Raw genomic sequence first — 20,806 nt, forward strand, 5'->3', positions numbered from 1 at the left:
AAAAGTACTTACATAAGACTTCGTTAATATTCAAGTAAGGTAATTTAACAAAACTATCCTACTATAAATCTGTAAGTCAGCCACTATCTACAAGATTAGTAAACAATTATATAAAATAGGGTTTATCTCAACAGGTTTTTAGTGTTTGTTATAGACAAGCTATAAATTTTTGTTGATTTATGCTAGGCTTACGCTCGCAGATAGTAGTCGTATTATGCTTGTTATGTTTAACGACACATAATTATTATTAAATACTGAATCATAGATATCCAGTGCTGTAAGCATCAACATTATATTCACGTTTATTAAACGATTTTTAACTATCGAATATCCCATTGAATTATAGGAGTGTGCCATTGTGGCGAAGATTGTTGTAATCACTTCAGGTAAAGGCGGCGTGGGCAAAACCACGACCAGTGCCTCTTTTGCCGCAGGTTTAGCATTGCGTGGCTATAAGACGGTTGTTATTGATTTTGATGTGGGTTTACGTAATCTAGATTTGATTATGGGCTGTGAAAATCGCATCGTATATGACTTCGTTGACGTCATCAACGGTAATGCTCGTCTATCGCAAGCATTAGTCAAAGACAAGCAATTAGAGAATCTATATATTTTGCCTGCTAGTCAGACACGTGACAAAGATGCTTTGACAGATGAAGGTGTAACGGAAGTTATATCTGAGTTATCTAAGCAGTTTGACTACATTATTTGTGACTCTCCAGCTGGTATCGAGCGCGGTGCGCAGCTAGCGATGTATCATGCTGATGAAGCCATTATTGTTACTAACCCTGAAATCTCTTCAGTACGTGACTCTGATCGTATTATTGGTATCTTACAAAGCCGTACTAAAAAGGTAGAAGAAAACCAAGGTTCTATACGTGAGCATTTGATTATCACGCGCTACAATGCTGAGCGTGCGGCAGCCAATGAGATGATGGACATTGATACCATCTCTAATGATATTTTAAAAGTACCACTACTTGGTGTTATTCCTGAAAGTCATTCAGTGCTTGAAGCGTCTAACCACGGTGAGCCGGTAATTCACTATACCGATTCGGTCGCTGGTCAGTGCTATGACGATATCGTTGCCCGTTTCTTAGGGGAAGAGCGTCCATTACGTCATCTCGACGTGAAGAAAAAGAGTCTATTACAGCGCTGGTTTGGGGGTTAATAATGAGTAAAAAGAAAGGATTTTGGAGTAGTCTGTTTGGTACCGATGATAACAGTCATGCAGGTAGTGCCAATATGGCCACCGAGCGCTTAAAGGTCATTGTTGCAAGTGAAAATCGGTTAAACAATCGATTGACCACTGATCGTATCGAAAAGATGAAACGTGAAATATTAGAAGTAGTCAATAAGTACGTTAATGGCGTACAAATTGACGACGTCAATATCAATCATCGCTCTGAGGATACACTTGATGTCCTTGAAATGAATATCAGTTTGCCTGAACATAAAAAGTAAATCGGATAGATAAATGCTTGATTTGCATTAAATCTCAAAACCATCTATCACTAAAAAAGCCCTCAGTAAATTACTGGGGGCTTTTTATTTAACTATCTGTATATAACTTAATCTGTCGTTATTTCATGCGTGCTATCAGTCCGTCTTTTTTGATAAATTGATGATGCAAAGCCGCTCCAATATGAACTAATGTAAAGGCAATAATCATCGGCCATATAATGTCGGTATGTAGATCGTTATAAAAACGTGCTAGGCCTCGATCTGGATTAACAAACACTGGAATCTGAAACAGCCCGAAAATGTCGACAGGTCGACCACCATAGACAGACATAAGTAGCCCTGCAATCGGCATCGCAATCAACAGTGTATAGAGCGCAAAGTGTGACAATTGCGACATCAGTAACTGCCATTTTGGCATTGGTACTGGCGGTGGCGCTTTGGTAAGCAGTCGATTGATCACTCGTGCAATCATCCAAAACAATAAGCTAACGCCAAAGGCTTTATGTAGTCCAATATATAGATTACTATCAGAATTGTTATATAAAAACATCATTGTCCAAGTTACTAGCAGTAAAATGGCGCTAATCCAATGGAATATGCGACTACTAACTGACCATTTTTTTACGTTTGAATTATTACTATCCATAAAACATTCCATGCCGTTTGATTCTGACACTACTGACCTATTAAGATCACTTTAGTAAATAGTTCAAACCATACCTCTAAAATATATTTTGCACAACCATTTATGCAAATCAGTTCAACGTTTTCAAAAAAAGCTATGAGTTGTCTTTCAATCTGAGGTAGCTGAGCGTGGCGTATCTAGTAGAGCTTCATCACTTAAACCGATCAGTTGATGAGCAATCTTATCCAAATCTGGTATTAAGTAAAGGGTATCATTGATAGTGACTACTTGAAACATATAAGAGGTAATGACATTTTCTTTAAATTGAGCGCTTACTGTCTCCTCCTCTTTCTCACTACTGGTAGGGATATTATTATTATCGTCTACAGGGACTTGTATATGATGTTCGGGCAACTCAGCATCCTTAACTTCTGAAATACTGACTTTCATTTGATGTAAATCCCCTGCTGTTTGTAAAGCAAATCGATGCGCATTGGTATTGCCTTCTAACACAATGGTTTTATCAATAGGCTGATCATGGGGTAACAAGTGAAATACCGCAACTTTTGTCTGTTCCCACTCATATACCCATACACGTTCATTATGGTCATCAACACTTAGAATCAAACTGCTTGGAATAATCCAATCTGGCTGATTTGCAGCAGGAATAATAGTAACCTCTAGCATGCCATTATCAGTCGTCAATAGACTGACAGCTTCAAATGAATGTTTTATAATTTGGCTCATACATCGCTCACAGTAAATGAAGGTGAAATGATACTCGCTGTCATCTCACTAATATAATTGGTAAGTTTTTGGGCAAGTAATTCAGGACTACCAATAAATTGACAGTGACCAGAATCAATAATGGCTTGTGGCTGACTAGGACAAACACTTGTACTTGGATTCTGCGCCCATAGCTGACTGTTATTATCTTGAATTAAATCTATGTATTGAGCACCATCCTTGCCCATACCAGAAAATATAATGCTCACAAGATCACTACCGTAAACATCACTGGTATTTTGGAGCAGCTGTCCAATACCAGGCTTGTACTCTCCTGACCATGTTTGTTCTGTTAATATGACTCGACCATCTGAGTCACATATAATCTGTCGATCAATGGGTGCGATTAGACAATGTCCTGTTCGCAAGCGCTGAGTTGTCGTAATCACTTGACAACGCCAATCGTTATGGCGATTTAATATTCGAGGTAAGGTCTCTATCATATTTTGGTTAAAATGGTGCGCGAGTAAGATACAGATAGGTAGCGTAGGCGATAAGTTGTCTAAGAACGTTTTTACTGCATGCGGACCACCCATAGATGCTCCTAAAAACACGACATAACGCCAAGGCGCAGGATTGTTGTCGATCGGTGGATTGTCTAACAATGCTGGCTTGTTTAGCAGCTTAGCCAGTTTACGCTTTAATTTGCGCTGCCATTTTGCATAATGTTGCATCTCATTTAGGTACGGTGCTGGGCTAAACCCTACCAGCACTGCACTAGATTGAGATGCCATAATAAAACTGGCTATGCTGTCGTCATAATCGCCATCAATCAACCAAATATCGACTTGAACGCCATATAACTTACTCTTATCTTGCAACTGTTGCCGCGATAAGCAATCGATTAGCATAAATCCTAAACTGCGTACGGTATCAGTGAAAGCCAAACGCTGATGTTGATGTTCTGCAATTACTAGTACTCTGATGTCTTTGTTATCTTTATCAATAACATTGGACATATAGGTTTTATCCATCATGACTCAAGCTTATCTTTTGACCAAGTAACATCTGCATTCTATTTAGTAATTCAGTTTCTTGGAAGGGTTTACCCATATAATCGTTTACCCCAATATCTAATGCGCGTTCGCGATGTTTTTCACCAGTACGTGACGTTATCATAATGATTGGAATATCTCGTAAGCGCTTATCGAACCTTACTTGTGTTGCCACTTCAAAACCATCCATACGTGGCATTTCTATATCCAATAAGATCAAGTCAGGTATGGTCTCTTGTAAAATCTCAATGGCATCAACACCATCTTTTGCAAGAGCTACATTGATACCTTGACGCTCAAGTAAACGTGACGTGACTTTTCGAACCGTCACAGAGTCATCAACTACAAGCACAGTCACTTGTGTTTCCACTCCACTACGTTCAGGCTTTGGTATTTGAACCATGTTTTGCGTCGATGCATTACGCATTAGCGCGATAAGGTCTAAGATCAACATAACCGATCCATCACCCATAATAGTCGCAGCCGAAATACCTGCCAAATGTGATAACTGACGACCAAGTGGCTTTAACACCACTTCAATACGAGAGCCTGCAATTTGGTCCACTTGCAGGGCCATTTTTTGACCAGCACGGTTTTTAATGACGATAAGCGGTAAGCTAGTATTGGTACTGACCATCAGCTCATTCAGCTTACTACCAGATAAGATTTCATTTAGGTAACGGACTCGGTAATCCTCATCTTCGATATGTAAAGTGGTAGCACCAGATGCATAATAATCATATAGCCTTTCTGGATTGACTCGTATTACTCGCTCAATCTGTACCAAAGGTATGGCGTAGTAACGATCCGCTGCACGTACTACCAAAGCATCAGATACCGCCACTGTTAATGGTAAACGGATGGTAAAGCGCGATCCTTTACCTTCCTCAGATGTGACGGTTACCATACCGCCTAACTGACGAATTTCACTGATAACCACATCCATTCCTACCCCGCGTCCTGAGATTTGGGTGACTTGCTGGGTAGTCGTAAGACCGGCATTAAAAATATACTGAATAATGTCTAAATCAGTCAGACTGTTATCGCTTGCATCGATAAGCCCTTGAGCAATTGCTTTATTTCTGACTGCCTCAACATTGATACCGCGACCGTCATCACTAAGGTTGATGACAACTTCACTGCCTTCACGTAGGACTTCTAAAGTGATATGACCGCTACGGTTTTTACCAGCTGTTAGACGAGTTTGAACATTTTCAATACCGTGATCGACTGCGTTACGCAACATATGCTCTAATGGCGAGGTAATGCGCTCTAGAATGGTTCTATCCATTTCGTCATCAGCATTGATAATTGTCAATTCTACCGACTTATTAAGCTCATTAGCAGTTTGACGTACAATACGCTCAAGACGCGGTGTCACACGTGTGAATGGCACCATACGCGAATTCATTAAGCCATCTTGCAGTTCAGTTTGGGTACGCGATAGTTGCAGCAGCAAACCCTCACTATCACGTGTCTTTTCTAACATAGTGCTGTTGATTTCGATCAAATCAGAAGCGGACTCTGTGAGCGATTTAGATAGCTGATTTAATGAAGAGTACTGATCCATCTCTAATGGGTCAAAGTCCTCGTTATTCACCAATTCATCATCATCAATTTGCGATAAGATTTGCGCTTCAAGCTCAATCTCCATTCGGCGTAGCTGATCCGCTAAGCGTTGAACGGTAGTGCCCATTTCTTCAATACTATTGGTTAAGCTACTTATACCCATATCAATACGTGCACGGTTGATTGCAGACTCACCCGATAGGTTAATCATATGTTCAACCAAACCACCAGAGATACGAATCATCTCGTTACTACTGGTGCTTTGCTCTTGCTCTGCAAAGCTACCTGCCATAGATGGCATCTCTTTTAAATTTTCGACTACCCGACCTGACTGTTGTAGCATTTTGGCTGCTAAAATCGTACTACGCTGAGCTTGCAACGTTTCATTAGGAATATGTTTTAAGTCATCAGGGTTTTTACTAAACTGCTTTAGCGCCAAGATTAATGCGTTGGGTGTTGATGGATTGACCTGCTGTTTTAGGATAAACACCGCATCAGCCAACCAATCATGACAGTCTGTTAGCAGCTGTGAGATCATTTTGGTCGCAGGCTTTCGCAGAATAGCCAACTCTTCGTATACTGTCTCCATCTCATGCGCAAGATCAGCAATACCATTCGCCGCCACCATACGTGCGCCGCCTTTAATGGTGTGCAGATCTCGTTGCAGTGCTTGCAATGCTGCCACGTCACTGACGTTGCCTAAAAACAGCTGCAAATACTTGTTACTACTAACAACTATCTCATCTGCTTCTTCTAAAAAGACTTCTAAAATATCAGGATCCGGTAGACCATCTGTCCAAGACTCAGCAATGATGCTATCCAAACTGGCGGTATCAGAAGCTTGCTCGCTCTCTTGATGACTGTCTTGCGTCTCATTTGAATCATTATTATGGTTTTGGAGCGCTGGTAAAACCAAAGTAATAACTCTTGGTAGCTGATCGCTGCGTTCAAATTCTTGCAACTGCTCAATAAGATCATCAGCAAAAAATGCTTCTTGGTAGCGCACAACATAATCAATCTGTAAAGACAGAGTATCTTGTACCATTTGCATAATGGTCAGCCACTGCGCTGTTGGGTGCAATCGTTGTTCAACAAACGCTTCATAAATACTTTCAGCCTCGTGCGTCAGGTCGCCGATACTACGGATACCTGCCATGCGCGCACCACCTTTGATGGTGTGCAGATGACGCTGTAGTACTTTTAACGCTGCCATATTGCCACTATCAGCACGCCACTTGCTAAAGGACTGAGCGATAGCACTATCAAGCTCTTGTGCTTCTTCTAAAAATATCTCCAACAACTCAATATCGGTATCGATTGCTTCAAGTTGTAAGGTATTGGCCTGTATGCTTTTTACCGTCGTTGACTCATCACCCTCGGCCTCTTCTGTTTCCTGATATACTATTAGATTATCATCTGAAACATTTGAGCTGCTTCCAATATCTGCTGTACCAATTGCAGATAAGTCGTCTAGTACTTGCTGATCCACTTTTAAAGACATGCTACCTGCCAAAGCATCGAACAAGCCCACTAACTGGCGGTGACCTGCAAACAATACTGTCTGTATTTTTGCGTCGTAAGCTACTTCAATATTGCTATTAAGATAGCTATACGCTGAGTTTAAAGCTGCTAATAACGAGGTAAATTTTGGCGACTCTTTAGTCTGGCCTGCCAACTGATTGATTTGTTCAACTTGTTTTTGAACATAGTTTTGGACATGTTCAATACGGCCATCGTTTAATGCTTCACCCAGCTCCCATTCAGCATTTAATAGGGTATCAACGTCTGTTTCTAGTAGCTTCGCCACGCTTAGTTTATTGTCTGCTGATGTATGCGCTGCATTGGATTCATTCAGTATTTTTTGCAAAGACATAAGGTCTTCTTCATTATGTAGACTCTCATCAGTTAAATCTTGCTCCAAACTTTGCTGATAGGCGTCCAGGTACCCTTCAATTAATCTCACTGATTGCGCTAACGCTTGTAAGTGATGATCACTCATCGGTGTATCATTATTTTGTAGTTGCTCTAGGCTATGCTCTATAGTTGCACTAATTTCACTAATTGAGATGAGTGCACTAGAGCCAGAAGCTGCTCGCAAAGTATGGAAGGCGCGTACAATCTCATCAGTGACTTCAATGTGTTCAGCGCCATCATGAGCTTTGACAAACTTATTGATGTCCTGTAATAGTGAATGCGCCTCTTCAACGAAGATTTTGTAAAAAGTTTGTTCTTCAGCACTTTGCGGTGTTATTACCACTGGTGCGTCTGCCATCATCTCATTGATAGAATGAATGGTCTCTAGCATGTTGTCGCTACTGTCGTCTCCATGCTTTTTATCATCATCATCAGCGAATTTACTATCATACATACCAATATTATTTTGGTTGTCTAAACTGTTTTTGTTATCTAAGGACCATACTTTACGTAGGCTAACATAACTAAATTTATCGCCCTGCTTTTTACTATACGCATTAGCACAGGCGACCCATAAGGGTACTACCGCTGGGTAGTCCGCATCGTGACCCTCGCTATTACTAGCAAATATTTTCACTAAATCTGGGTAAGTGGCTAGGACATCAGCTACCAGTTGTACGATATCTGCAGACACTATAATAGTATGGTCTAAGATACGATTAAGCATATCTTCGACAGCCCAAGCAAGCTCACCTGTATAGTAAGCGCCAACCATACGTCCTGAACCTTTCAAAGTATGAAAACCTCGACGTATTTCTTTTAGTCCCGTTAAGTCAGAAGGCGCTAGACGCCATTGCTCATATTTTGGTGTAATTTCATCCAATACCTCTTCTGCTTCTTCGATAAAGATCTCTTTAATTTCTGGATCACTATCTTGAGCATCAACAGGTAATTGTTGAGCTTGTTGTATAAAAGGTTCAAGCACGATAGGAATGTTTGGTTTGTTTGTTTGAGGATTGTTTGTTTGAGCATTGTTTGTTTGGGCAGCGCTGTCCAATATAGCGTCTTGGGACTTGGAAGTAGAGTTAGTTGCTGCAGTGTTATGTTGGCCTACCATGTTTTGCGCGTCAGTTGGCGCGACCTGAATCTCTTTTGAATACTCAGATGTCAATAAACCTGACTCTACAGATGTATCCAAACCAGCCAATAATGACTTTCCTGCTAGTAGGTTGTTACTTTGCAAAATAGTAATAGCAGGATCGATACTAGGCTCTTGTAATGCTGCAAAATCTGCGACCAGCACTGATAGATGCGTAGTTGTTTGAGTCACTAACGTGACCACGTCTTCTGTGACGGCTAACGTCTTATCTAAAACTCGGTTTAATAGATTCTCAATTGCCCATGCCATCTCACCAACAGTAAAGGCCCCTACCATACGTCCCGATCCTTTCAACGTATGAAAACCGCGGCGCACTTCGGTCAATGGTGACAAATCTTGAATATCTTGCTGCCAGATAGGTAAAAAGTCTTTTAAATCAGTAAGTACATCGTCTGCTTCTTCGATAAAAATATCGCGAATCTCTTCATCTATATCAAAATTATCAGGTTTTACTTGCGTACGTGCAGCTTGTAGCTCTTTGCTGTCTCGACTGGTAGCATCTACTTTTTTTGCAGCGCTTACTTGGACACCAGCATCATCATCTAATACGTTTTTATTTAACGCCTCGTCAGTAGGCACGATCTCACCACTGTCGTCATAGCGAACAACATCGGATAACATTGTCTCATTTGCTATAAAAGCAGGCACTACTTTATCAGGCGCTGCTATCAATGCATCTACCAATCTTTGCGCCTGCTCTATATGCTCATTGGCTTGCTGCAATAAAGAACGATCAAATACTTGCTGGACTAAATAATCTAGCAATAGCTCAAGCGCTGTCACACTCTCCGCTAAAGATTGCGTTAGATTCCAGCTGATATTTTTTACTTTGTGGGTTTCTAATTTAGCAAACACTTTTGCAAGCTTGTCACTAACTGTCTGTACTGACGTCAAACCCATCTCTTCAAAAGCATTACCGATCTCATCAAAAGCAGTGGCTGTTGGCAAAAGGTAGGTTTGTTGCTGATACACATAATCGTTAAAATTATGTTTTAGGTCTTCAACTGCAATACGTAGCTGGCGTAAATTATCATTGGTAAAGGTGGTAGGATTTAGGGCATTCTCATCAATAGCGGTATCATCGGAAGCAGCTAAAGTCACAAAAGACGCTTTATCGCCAATTTTGGTATGAATAGACTGTTCAGTGTTGTAAATGGCACTATATAACTCTTCAAGCTGACGTTCAATCTGCTCACTTACTTCTGCAAATGACGACTCTGATATCATGTTATTGTCAATGTCGAGCAAGATTTGTGTTACTTGTGCTTCGTAGCGAGACCAACCACGACATTCAAGCTGTCTTTGGAGTTGCTGCAAAGGAGCTATAACTGTTTGTGGGTTATTGAGACCTAAAATTATAGACTCAAGCTCAACCAATATACGTGGTAAAAAACGTAATGTAGATTCGGTCGATTTTAATAAATGACTCAATAAACCGTGTGTCTGTTGATCAATATTCTCAAGACCGCTTATTTGTATATAGATATCAGCTATTAAACCTTCGATATCTTCATGAGCTATTTGTTTATTCTCATTTGTTTTAGCAGTTATTAGATTAGAATCTATACTACTGCTTGATGAGTTATTTGGCTGCTTACTTACATCGATAGCCTGCTGATACCGGCTAGCTAAGACCTCGTCTAACTGTGATAGTAGCTGCGCATAGATAGCTGGTAGTGGTAATGAATTGTCTGCTAGGTTACTCAACCAAAGCTCTGTTAGAAACCATAAACGCTGTTGAGCGTCGGCATTATTTGTATGCTGTAAGCTGACAGCTTGCCATAAATAGTGACTAACCTTTTTTAAGCTCAGTAGGACAGTTGCATCATTGTTATTGATGACCAACAACTGCTGGACTTGTTGACGCCATACCAGTAACAACTGTTTATATTGCTCAGGTAATAGGGGTGATAAAAAAGAGCCACTCGTCTTTGTAGCGTTGGGTATTACTACATCAATTGTTTGGGTGGAAAAGTTATAATCGTCATCAGCTAAGGTGTCTTTTAACGATAAATTATTATCTGTTGCTACATCTTGCTGCGGTAACAGATGTATAAGTTTATTAATCGTTCTATCAATAAGCGCACTTCGATAACTTCCCGTATGAACATATTGAGTCAGCTCATATTGCAACAATTGATGAGCAAATCGCCCTACCCGGAAATACTGAGCAGTTAATAGTGTACCATCACTCTTACTATAGGCTAATAAGCTAAGCTTTGTAGCCAAAGTAGCCAGTTGGGGCAAGTTAGCCATTATTAATGCACCACTGATCTCGTGGTAATCTCTTCCTATACGCTTAAAATCAGGATAAGTATCTAACTGCCAGTCCTCAGACACTAGTGATAACTGCTGATCAAAAAGTGGGAGAAGCCATTCTAGCGTCACCATTTCATTTGGCTGGTTTTTCATAGGATTATCCTAACTCGTTTAGGCACTAATTTTTTGCCATGCATTAACCTGTGGATGGGCAATGCGGCGCATATTTGAAGGTCGCCAAAACAGCGCCTCTCCTGGAGCCAATATGATATAACCGCCTATCGCACACTGTGCAGACAGTCTTGTCAAAATATCGCGCTGATCAAACTGTCGAAAATATATCAACACGTTCTGACATACAATCACTTGCTGCAGATGCAAGGTCGCTAGACCCTGAGTAAAAATGTTGTGCCAGATAAAACTGACTTGTTCATGCAACTCTGGCACTACTCGCCAATATACTGAATTTTCGTTTTGGTCGGTAGCGGCTAATGGTTGCGTAAAGTGCTGATACTCTGACGGAATAAGTCGTCGTTGTCGCTGATCATATTGTCCTTTACGTGCCTTAGTGAGCGCTTTTTGACTAACATCTGAGCCCAATAACACATAATTTGAGGTGTTTTTTGCAGCTAGACTCATCGCCAACGACCACACTTCTTGGCCTGTAGCACAGCCGACGCTCCATATACGAAAGAGCCTTGTACTACTACCGTTACTACTACTAATGCTATCGTTAGCATAGTCTTCAATAATATTTTGTGATAGCCGAGCACTGTACTGACTTGCCAGCGATGTTATAAACGCTATTGAAGGTTCGTGCCGAAAAAAACGACTTTCAGGAATAAGTACGGTATCAAGTAACTGCTGGTTCAGTTTGTTATCTTTTTTTATAGCTTCCCAAAGCTCTGCTACAGACATTTCATTTTCTGTGGCAGTGGTTTCAATCGCATTCAACAACCACTGAGACTGCTCACTTGGCAAGACAAAACCAATTTCTTGTTCTATATAGCGTTGCCACTGAACAACTGCAATTGGCCTGTCTTTTAAGCGAAAAAGGGTCGGCTCATTTATTTTTAGATGGTTGCGTCTCAAATGATTGAGCTTAAACTTACTGGATCTTAAGCCATTTACCTTGTGTATATCCGTACCCACGTTAGATGTATTAAATGACATTTTTTATCTACGCCATAGCGGAAGTATGATCTTGAAAGTCTTCTTCGTAATCATGCAACTGCTCATCATCATCAGATAATTTAAAGCCTGTTACTGACTCTTGAAGCGCTGCTGCCATTTCGCTCAACTCACCAACTGAACGCGCAGTTGCCATTGTTCCTGATGAGGTTTGCGACGTAATATCTTGAATAATATTCATCGCATTAGAAATATGACCGGCAGACTCTGCCTGTTGCTGCGCCGCATTTGAGATGTTTTGAATCAAATCAGCCAACGTATTAGAAACGCTTTGCACTTCTTCTAGCGCCTCTCCAGCGTCTTTTGCTAAACGTGCCCCGCGTACAACTTCTGAAGTCGTTGTTTCCATTGACATAACTGCTTCACTAGTATCTGCCTGAATGGTCTTAACCAAGGTTTCAATCTGCTTGGTGGCATTTGCTGAACGCTCTGCTAGACGCTGAACTTCATCAGCAACTACCGCAAAACCACGACCAGCGTCGCCCGCCATGGATGCCTGAATAGCAGCGTTCAATGCCAAAACGTTGGTCTGATCTGCAATGTCATTGATAAGGCTTACAATATCACCAATCTCTTGTGATGATTCACCCAGACGTTTGATACGTTTTGAGGTTTCTTGAATCTGATCACGAATTACGTTCATACCTTCGATAGAGCGCTGTACCACGTCGCCCCCATTATGGGCAATGGCAACTGAGCGCTGTGCAACTGATGCAGATTCGGTCGCATTGGTTGATACTTGATCAATCGATATTGCCATCTCATTAATCGCAGCAGAGACACTAGCAATCTCTTGCGCCTGATGCTCAGAAGCTTCGGCAAGTTCAACGGCATTCATCTGGGTCTGTTCAGAAGATTGAGAGACTTTTTCAGCGGTGCTGTTAATAACCAATACCAGCTGACGCAATTGGTCAATGGCGAAGTTTACTGAGTCAGCAATCGCACCAGTAAAATCTTCAGACACCGTTGCATTAACAGTCAAATCACCTTCCGCTAAGTCACCTAGCTCATCAAGCAAACGTAAAATAGCCATCTGGTTACGTTCGTTTTCTTCTTGAATTTGGCGTGCACGCTCAGATTCAGTTTCTGCTTCTTGCCGACGACGTAGGGTTTCTTTTTCAATCAATACTCGCTCAGTACCACCTTGTTGTTTTAATAGTTGGGAGAGCGCGTATATAACACCAAGCAAACCTAGTAAGAATATAAGCGCAGGCCACATCACACCAGTACGTGTCAAGATATCACGATCTATACTAGCCAACTGTGCTTGAGTATTAGTAGCAAGCTCGCCTAGAGCACGCGCGTTCTCGCGAGACTCGATAGCAGGACTATTTAATGAAGCAAGCTCTTGTACCACAGGGGCAACAGCAGTATTAAAGGTTTCAGATATACTTTGTAAGGCGGGTAACGACTCACCATAGTTTTGCTGTTGTACGTCTAACGTTTGAGCAAATAGTTCTGCTTGCTCTGCAAATTCTGCTGGCGTACCATCAATACTACGAGTCAGCTTATCCATCTCAGTATGCAAACGCTCAGCGCGTAAGCTCTGAGTCTGCATATCACTGATGGCTGCAACAGGTATGTTGGCTGCGACCGCCTGTTCTATAACTTGACTATAGTCGCTTTGCATCTGTTTAGTAGCCGTAGCGACGTTATCTTTTATGTCTTGTAGTGCATTGACATCGTTGCGATGATTGAGGACGTAATCAATCTTCTCTTTATTGGCTTGCCATTCGGTCTTAAGCTCACCAAAGACCGCTCTATGATCAGTGGCGTTTTGTTGAGCTGAGATTAATGCTACTTGATAACGTTGCACATTATTTTGTAAGGCGTCATAAGCATTAGCGCTTACATCAGCGTCACGCGAAAAAGTGGCATCATTAACGTTTTTTACAATGTTAGCTGCACTGACTTCTAACTGATTGACGTTACTTAAGTAGTTACTTACTGTCGATAGCGTATTAATAAGCAGAATCAAACAAGCCACACTTGCTAAGGTGAAAATCCCTAATAGAATCTTCCATATATTATTGTTAGGGCCTGATGTTTGTTGATTGCTACCAGTCGTAAGGTTTTCTATAACATCACTCATTGCGCTCGTTCCTTTCAAACAGTCGTTTAAGTCATATCGTGACTGACGTTGTTAATGATCATCGTCCAATGATAGTTTCTAGCGATCATTGGCAAAATTTCTATTAATAAAATCTTTTGTAATGCTGACATATCATCTTTAATGTCAGTCTTTATAACTTTTATGCTCTTGCCTAAGTTCTACAAACTTAGTGGCAGATATTGAGTGGTTACGATTACCTACAAATACTGATTTATATCGCAGCATCAATATAGTCTAAATCTCGTGCTAGCATACTCGGCATAAAAATATACCAGTCTTGACTATCTTTGGAGAACTTGCCATGGTTATAAGCTGCAAATGGCGAGTCACTATCAATGGCTTCAGCGCGATATTGATCACGAGTAAACTGTTCGATACCAATGACTCTATCAACCAATAAACCTGAAAACACTGAGCTATGATCGATAACTATTACCTTACGATGGCTTCTCTGCTGCTGACTAGGAATTTGCAAGAATTGCGCCAAGTCAGTGATTGGTAGCAGGCGTCCTCGGACGTTGGCAATGCCAAGCATCCAAGGCTTTACTAATGGCATACTGGTATATTCAGGCATAGCTAACACCTCAGACACCTCTCCCATGGGCGCAACCAGACGCTGACCACCGATTTCAAAGACTATGCCACGCCAATCATACACCTGCCCGCCTTGACGACCACTACTACGGGCACGGGCAAGATCAGCTAAGCGTAGAAGCTCGATAAATCCTTTGGAAGCCACAACTTACTCCGTTACTGTACGGATAATACGTACAAGCTCATTTTCGTCGACTGGCTTGACTAGGTACTCTCTAGCCCCCTGACGTTTGCCCCATACCCGATCAGTCTCCTGGTTTTTAGTGCTTACGATTACGACAGGGATATGAGCCGTTGTCTTACCACGGGTAATTTTGCGAGTTGCTTGAAAACCATTCATTTCAGGCATCACCACATCCATTAACACCACATCTGGCAAATATTCAGCAGCCATTGAGCAGCCTTTTTCGCCATTACTGGCTTCTAGTATTTGAAAGTTGTTCTTCGTTAGAATGTCGCGAAATTTTGCCATTTCAGATGGCGAATCGTCTATGACCAACACAGTTGTCATGGTTATTCCTTTTATTGTCGTTTTTATCCATTTGGATAAATTATCAAAGCCATTAAGTAATGCGTTCAGTGAGGTATTGCCTCTTTTTCAAAACATCTGAATAAGCGATCACTCGTTGTTGGCTATCATTGGTCGTTACATATTTAGGTTCGATATCTTTTAAAATGTGTCGATATATAAGCTAGGTACGGTACTGGTTAATAGTCTCAAACAGCTCATCTTTACTAAATGGCTTGGTGAGATACTCATCAGAACCCACAATGCGTCCTCGCGCCTTATCAAACAGTCCATCTTTAGAAGACAGCATAATGACGGGGGTACTTGCATAGTCAGAGTTGTTTTTTATCAGGGCGCAGGTCTGATAACCGTCAAGACGTGGCATCATAATATCAACAAAAATGATGTCAGGATTATTGTCAACAATCTTTGCAAGTGCATCGAAACCATCAATTGCAGTGACGACTTCACAGCCAGCTTTTTGTAGTAAAGTCTCAGCGGTACGACGAATGGTTTTTGAGTCATCAATGACCATGACCTTTAACCCTTCAAAATTATTTTCCATTATTACTTTCCTATGAATAGATATTTATTCTTGACATGGTTGCTACTTACTGTTTGACAAACCCTTACAAAACAAGAGTTTCATTAAGCAGTCTCAGTAATTTTTCGACCAATATTTAAGTCTGTTTTGTAACTATATTGTATAAACAAAATACCTTAGGCCCGTTTTGTCATAGTTCACTCAAACTTTTAATGGCTCAGACCACGCATACAACAATTGGGATAATTGATATGATCGCTCTGTTTTGCCTTACATTGCCCGCATCACTCTATGATTCTGTCTCATAGACGTCATTAATAACTGTTATCTAGATAGATACTAGTTATCGCACCTTTCATTCTTTATCTATATAATAAAATGACGTTCACCATAATGATTAATGACGATGCGTATAAGACTTTCTAACAACTGCAAGAACTGTGCCTTCTTGTTAAGTAGCTTACTTATAATTGCCTGCCAGCCTCCAGCACCTGTAGACAATCAACCGCTTAACGAAAAAGATGTACAGGCAGACTCTCCTATTATCGCTAGTGCCGATAGCGTCACTATGGCGTCTGATTATATTTTGAATATCAAACCCTCTCGCTATCAGCCAAGTCTTGGCTTGCAAGGAGTAATCGAACCTACTAAGCAGTCACGTTTTGTCGCAGTGCATGACATCATTGTGCAAAAAGTATTGGTTTCAGAGGGGCAATGGATAGAGGAAGGTACCCCACTACTAATAGTAAAGCGTCAAGTGTCTGTTGATAAAGTCAGTGCAACTTCTGCAGCTACTGAAGACGTTGAACAAAAAGAAAAGAGTGTTGCTAGCAAAGTGAAACCCGCTACTAACATGCCAAAAGAAGGAGCTACAGATAGTAATGATGAAGAATCGAATAATAATGTAGCGTCGATAGAGAAAGTCTTGACCAATCGTGATGTAACAGATGACAAGGTAGATAGCAGTATAGATAATAAAAAATCTAACAATGACCAAGATACAGCCACTGTAGAGCAAACCATACCGACCAATTTATCAGCACAGTCTATTGTAGTACGAGCAAGCTTTTCTGGACGTATTGATAAATTACACGTAAAAAATACTCAACCAGTTACTGCTCGCACGCCTTTATTACGTTTAAGCGATGATAAAAACTTGCAGTTTATTGCCACGCTTCCTTTAAAAATGAAACCGCAACTGTCAGTTGGACAAACTGTAAATTTTACAGCCGAGAATTCATCAGAGAAGTTTGTTGGACAGATTGGAAAGTTAGCCATAAGTAATCAGCCTGGCAAGCTACAGGTTTATGTTCATGTCGTCAAAAACGAAGCCAGTCGGGATAAGCTCAGACCTGATATGCTCGTTTCTGGACGGGTTGATTATGGACAGATAGAAGTCGGTACCATTGTGCCTGAATATGGTATCCATGATGCTGATCTGTCGGTACTAAAAAAGCCCCCTTATCAGTCGCTTATGCCAATCACTGCTAACGTTTGGATAATCAAGCAAGATCAACGCTTAACTCGCTTGTCAGTAGAAGTAATCAAATATGATCCCAGCACTGAACAATATCTGGTTGCTGGTATTAGTAATGATAGCCTTATTTGCTTAGCAGATTTGCCCATAGAGTCAGTAGGCAAAAAGGTAATTGTTTCATAATGTTGTTCCATCTAATACTCAAACTTCACTTTAGAATTTTCAGAACAAAATATCATTCATTTTATCTGTTTTTTACGTTGTACTCTTATTTAGGCTGACTAAAATAGCGACCTCATAAAATATATTAGCGATGTCGCGAGTTACATTGTGTAGAAATATTAACAAAGCGCATCTTGTGTGGTAAGGCCTAAGTTAGGCAAAATAGACCCAGTAACATTTGTATTGCTCGTTTTTCTGTTGCTATGGATACGATATAGTACTATGTATCTTAGAAAACTCAGAAAAATAACCATGACGACTAAAACAACAATTATTGAATAATAGCCATTACTAAAGGACAGCTCATGAGTAAACAGATCCTATTAATTGAAGACGATCCAGATTTGGCTGAATTGATCAGCGATTACCTGACAATGAACTATTACGATGTTCATCATGCAGGGCTAGGTCAAGAAGGTTTGGATATTTTAGACACTAAAGAGCGTGACATTGATCTGGTCGTACTAGATTTGATGCTACCTGATATGGATGGTATGCAGGTTTGTCAAAAGATACGTGGCAACAAAAACAACATGACTAATAAAGTGCCCATCATTATGTTGACTGCGAAAGGGGATACAACTGATCGGGTGCTGGGTCTCGAGATGGGTGCTGATGACTATATCGCCAAACCCTTTGAACCGCGAGAATTACTAGCCCGCATACGTGCTGTGGTTCGTCGTCATGAGCAGCCTAACCAAGCAGACAGTCAGTCTGATAGTTTAACTTTTGGGCGTTTGAGCGTGTTTCCTGATAGTCATGAAGTGACCATTGATGAGCAGCCAGTACGTCTAACCACTCATCAGTTCCAACTATTACATTACTTTGCAACTCATTCTGGTAAAGTGCTCAATCGTGAGCAGTTATGGCAGGCAATGCCAAACGATGATAGCTCTGATAACATTGACCGCGCAATTGATGTACATATTTCACGCTTACGTGCCTTAATTGAAGACAATCCGCGTCAGCCAAAACGCATTATTACTGTGCGCGGTGTTGGTTATCAATTTGCAACTGATCAAGTTTGACGATTTATCTGATGCGTCAAATCGGTTTGAATAAATTATTGAAGTAATGACCAAATAAAAATAGCCATCACGTCAACCGCGATGGCTATTTGTTAGTCATTGATATGAGCATTCGTTAATAGAGAGCATATAATGCAGCAGTTGGGTTTTCGCTCCGTATTTGCCAAACTATTTGCTAGTGTGATGCTGGCACTTGTTTTGTTCGCAGTCGCTATGGTGTTATTGACACAGCTCGTTCATGATAAAAATGCTGGTATTCGCTCTGAGGTGGTGGCAACTCAAATACTTGGACAAATTGATCCTTTTTTGCATGAACTAAATACGGCCGTTAGTAAGAATAACCGTTTGCAATCGCGTTTTATGTTAGCCGTGGTCAAAAAAAGCTTTGATATCTTTGATGAATCACTGCAAGCTAAAATGGGACTGTATGACAGTAAAGGTCGTCTGCTCATGCAAACCGACAACAGTGATCTGCCCTTAGAGCTACCTGCAACGCCTTCGTTATTAACCATTATATTCCCCTCTTTTTCAGAAACGCCTCCTACTCAACAAGCTCAGGTCTATAGTAGTACAGGCTATACATTGCTGTATGAGTCACGACTATCGCCCAAAAAACCAGCTTTATCTGCGGCGCTAAACTTGTTCACCGGCACCCTACTCTTACTTATGATTATGGCAGGCGTACTATGGTGGATTGCACGTTCAATGACATGGCGTATCAATCACATGAGTCAGCAGATGAGTCAACTTGGTGACGGTGACTTTACTGTACGTGTCAATAGTCGTGGTAATGATGAAATTGCTTTTCTTGCTCGTGGATTCAACCAAGCAGCGCAAAAAATCGAACACCTAATTGATGCCAATAATTTGTTGTTGGCCCATGCATCACATGAGCTACGCACACCCATTACCCGTATTCGTCTGCAGATAGAGATGATGGATATGTTGGCAGGTTCGATGCCAAGCGATACAAAGGCAAAGTTTGATAAACGTGCCCAAGCGATCAATCGTGATTTATCAGGGCTTAACGATTTGGTGGAAAGTATCTTGTTAGTGAGTCGACTTGATGCAGGTCATGCGATGCAGCAGGTTGAACGTGTGGACTTATATGACTTAGTGAATCAAGAGCGTCAGCATTATCCAGAAGCAACATTGATTGGCGAACATATTGTAATCGATGGCCAACCGCCGATGTTGACTCATCTTATTCGCAACCTACTAAATAACGCTATGTTGCATGGTGTTCCTCCAGTAACTGTTTTGTTATATGGCGCACAAACCCTTGCAGAAGCAGATACCCTACCTGAATATTTGTTAGATTCGCTCGTATGTAGTAGCTTTGCTGACTATGGTCATTCAAACTATGGCCACCCAACTTATGACAAACCTATCGATATAATAGAACAGTCTAAAGACGATCAAGAAGACAGCCCTACCTCTATCCAGTATGTTGAACAGACCTCATCCGATGCATCAGAACAGCCTGACATCATACCAGCACCGGTTATTTTTAAAAATGGCGAAACGCTTGTTAGTCATGATGAAGAAAACGATAAAAACAGTCACGATCATAATGAGACCGATCAGTTAAGAGACATATCTGATAATAACTATAATAACCAGGGTCAAAAACAGACAGCGGATATCCTAGCTTCCAATGACAATAGTAAGACACTTCGTAATGACCACTATAAACTTGCTTCTGATTTAACCAATAGAATCAAAAAAGTCGTTTGGAATATCGTCCCAGAATCGCAAGAACAACATCTAAAGACTGGCGAGCTGAGTGATGCTCTAGTCAAACCTGTCACTCACAAGCGAGTAATTGAAAAGGCAAATACTGCTGACCATAAAGACAATTCAACCAAAGACAGTAATGCTAGCAACAGCAACGTTAATAGCGATGGCAATAACACACCACGTAAAGAAAGCCTATTTAAGAAACATCTTAAAAAAGTCAAATCTGAAGATGCACGCCCTTTACCAAAATATGCAGTACTTGCAGTCATTGATGAAGGTACTGGTATCCCAAAAGACAAGCGCGAAGAAATCTTTAGCCCGTTTGTGCGCTTACAGCAAAAAAACAAAGGTTCGGGTCTAGGTTTATCACTGGTATCACAAATCGTCACGGCTCATCAAGGCCAAATAATTACTGATACTATTAATGGACATACCAGGTTTTTGGTTGTCATTCCAGTCAAGCATAATCCACATAAAAATCACGATAACCGTGATTAGGTATGGCCAATCTAGTTATTGATATAAGCTAAACAATTCTGTTTTTCGACCTAATACTTGTTTGTATCTATCCACTACTGTATCTCAAGACTCTATGAATATCCTTTATACGTCGAGTAC

The 20,806-nt window shown here is 40.9% G+C and carries 14 protein-coding genes; 5 read left to right on the forward strand and 9 right to left on the reverse strand.

The features are described 5' to 3' along the window. Positions 1-358: 358 nt before the first annotated feature. Both minD and minE read left to right on the forward strand, forming a co-directional pair. On the forward strand, positions 359-1,171 hold the full coding sequence (gene minD / locus ACS8FB_RS08145; protein WP_058369466.1) for a septum site-determining protein MinD: 813 nt from the start codon (positions 359-361) through the stop codon (positions 1,169-1,171). A gap of 2 nt (positions 1,172-1,173) precedes the next feature. Further along, positions 1,174-1,464, forward strand: a complete 291-nt coding sequence (gene minE, locus ACS8FB_RS08150; RefSeq protein WP_299217788.1) for a cell division topological specificity factor MinE — start codon at positions 1,174-1,176, stop codon at positions 1,462-1,464. A 118-nt stretch (positions 1,465-1,582) separates the two neighbouring features. On the opposite strand, the gene ACS8FB_RS08155 is transcribed toward minE, so the two are convergent. The 9 genes from ACS8FB_RS08155 to pilG all read right to left on the reverse strand — a co-directional run bounded on the left by ACS8FB_RS08155 (position 1,583) and on the right by pilG (position 15,742). After that, a complete protein-coding gene (locus tag ACS8FB_RS08155) occupies positions 1,583-2,110 on the reverse strand; it encodes a cytochrome b (protein WP_439262012.1) in 528 nt (175 codons plus the stop codon). 147 nt (positions 2,111-2,257) lie between these two features. Continuing rightward, entirely contained in the window at positions 2,258-2,836 is a 579-nt protein-coding gene (locus ACS8FB_RS08160) for a hypothetical protein (RefSeq protein WP_439262014.1), read from the reverse strand. Continuing rightward, the gene (locus ACS8FB_RS08165) at positions 2,833-3,834 is read right to left on the reverse strand and encodes a chemotaxis protein CheB (RefSeq protein WP_439262016.1); all 1,002 of its coding nucleotides are present in this window, start codon (positions 3,832-3,834) and stop codon (positions 2,833-2,835) included. Before ACS8FB_RS08165 ends, ACS8FB_RS08160 begins: the two co-directional genes overlap by 4 nt. 7 nt (positions 3,835-3,841) lie before the next feature. After that, complete coding sequence (locus ACS8FB_RS08170; RefSeq protein ID WP_439262018.1) at positions 3,842-10,924, reverse strand: Hpt domain-containing protein; 7,083 nt, start codon at positions 10,922-10,924, stop codon at positions 3,842-3,844. Positions 10,925-10,942: 18 nt separating this feature from the next. After that, on the reverse strand, positions 10,943-11,944 hold the full coding sequence (locus ACS8FB_RS08175) for a CheR family methyltransferase (protein WP_439262020.1): 1,002 nt from the start codon (positions 11,942-11,944) through the stop codon (positions 10,943-10,945). A gap of 7 nt (positions 11,945-11,951) precedes the next feature. After that, complete coding sequence (locus ACS8FB_RS08180) at positions 11,952-14,054, reverse strand: methyl-accepting chemotaxis protein (protein ID WP_439262022.1); 2,103 nt, start codon at positions 14,052-14,054, stop codon at positions 11,952-11,954. Between the two features lie 232 nt (positions 14,055-14,286). Then, positions 14,287-14,814 (reverse strand): chemotaxis protein CheW, encoded by a 528-nt coding sequence (locus ACS8FB_RS08185; RefSeq protein ID WP_439262024.1) that lies wholly within the window; start codon positions 14,812-14,814, stop codon positions 14,287-14,289. 3 nt (positions 14,815-14,817) lie between these two features. Continuing rightward, a complete protein-coding gene (locus tag ACS8FB_RS08190) occupies positions 14,818-15,180 on the reverse strand; it encodes a response regulator (RefSeq protein ID WP_299217801.1) in 363 nt (120 codons plus the stop codon). Between the two features lie 181 nt (positions 15,181-15,361). Further along, on the reverse strand, positions 15,362-15,742 hold the full coding sequence (gene pilG / locus ACS8FB_RS08195) for a twitching motility response regulator PilG (RefSeq protein ID WP_299217802.1): 381 nt from the start codon (positions 15,740-15,742) through the stop codon (positions 15,362-15,364). A gap of 385 nt (positions 15,743-16,127) precedes the next feature. Between pilG and ACS8FB_RS08200 the strand changes: the two genes are divergently transcribed. The 3 genes from ACS8FB_RS08200 to ACS8FB_RS08210 all read left to right on the forward strand — a co-directional run bounded on the left by ACS8FB_RS08200 (position 16,128) and on the right by ACS8FB_RS08210 (position 20,686). Beyond that, the gene (locus ACS8FB_RS08200) at positions 16,128-17,381 is read left to right on the forward strand and encodes an HlyD family efflux transporter periplasmic adaptor subunit (protein ID WP_439262027.1); all 1,254 of its coding nucleotides are present in this window, start codon (positions 16,128-16,130) and stop codon (positions 17,379-17,381) included. Between the two features lie 344 nt (positions 17,382-17,725). Then, entirely contained in the window at positions 17,726-18,448 is a 723-nt protein-coding gene (locus ACS8FB_RS08205) for a response regulator transcription factor (protein ID WP_299186927.1), read from the forward strand. Between the two features lie 132 nt (positions 18,449-18,580). Continuing rightward, positions 18,581-20,686, forward strand: a complete 2,106-nt coding sequence (locus ACS8FB_RS08210; protein WP_439262029.1) for an ATP-binding protein — start codon at positions 18,581-18,583, stop codon at positions 20,684-20,686. The last annotated feature ends 120 nt before the right edge of the window (positions 20,687-20,806 follow it).

Origin of the sequence: Psychrobacter sp. 1U1 (genome assembly GCF_051847535.1) — a bacterium.
GTDB lineage: Bacteria > Pseudomonadota > Gammaproteobacteria > Pseudomonadales > Moraxellaceae > Psychrobacter > Psychrobacter saeujeotis.

What these genes read in the sequence shown, in the direction of transcription:
- pilG (WP_299217802.1), bottom strand. Translation starts at nt 15,742, where the DNA reads ATGGAAAATAATTTTGAAGGGTTAAAGGTCATGGTCATTGATGACTCA.
- ACS8FB_RS08175 (WP_439262020.1), bottom strand. Translation starts at nt 11,944, where the DNA reads ATGTCATTTAATACATCTAACGTGGGTACGGATATACACAAGGTAAAT.
- ACS8FB_RS08170 (WP_439262018.1), bottom strand. Translation starts at nt 10,924, where the DNA reads ATGAAAAACCAGCCAAATGAAATGGTGACGCTAGAATGGCTTCTCCCA.
- ACS8FB_RS08180 (WP_439262022.1), bottom strand. Translation starts at nt 14,054, where the DNA reads ATGAGTGATGTTATAGAAAACCTTACGACTGGTAGCAATCAACAAACA.
- ACS8FB_RS08200 (WP_439262027.1), top strand. Translation starts at nt 16,128, where the DNA reads ATGCGTATAAGACTTTCTAACAACTGCAAGAACTGTGCCTTCTTGTTA.
- ACS8FB_RS08165 (WP_439262016.1), bottom strand. Translation starts at nt 3,834, where the DNA reads ATGTCCAATGTTATTGATAAAGATAACAAAGACATCAGAGTACTAGTA.
- ACS8FB_RS08160 (WP_439262014.1), bottom strand. Translation starts at nt 2,836, where the DNA reads ATGAGCCAAATTATAAAACATTCATTTGAAGCTGTCAGTCTATTGACG.
- ACS8FB_RS08155 (WP_439262012.1), bottom strand. Translation starts at nt 2,110, where the DNA reads ATGGATAGTAATAATTCAAACGTAAAAAAATGGTCAGTTAGTAGTCGC.
- ACS8FB_RS08190 (WP_299217801.1), bottom strand. Translation starts at nt 15,180, where the DNA reads ATGACAACTGTGTTGGTCATAGACGATTCGCCATCTGAAATGGCAAAA.
- ACS8FB_RS08210 (WP_439262029.1), top strand. Translation starts at nt 18,581, where the DNA reads ATGCAGCAGTTGGGTTTTCGCTCCGTATTTGCCAAACTATTTGCTAGT.
- minE (WP_299217788.1), top strand. Translation starts at nt 1,174, where the DNA reads ATGAGTAAAAAGAAAGGATTTTGGAGTAGTCTGTTTGGTACCGATGAT.
- ACS8FB_RS08205 (WP_299186927.1), top strand. Translation starts at nt 17,726, where the DNA reads ATGAGTAAACAGATCCTATTAATTGAAGACGATCCAGATTTGGCTGAA.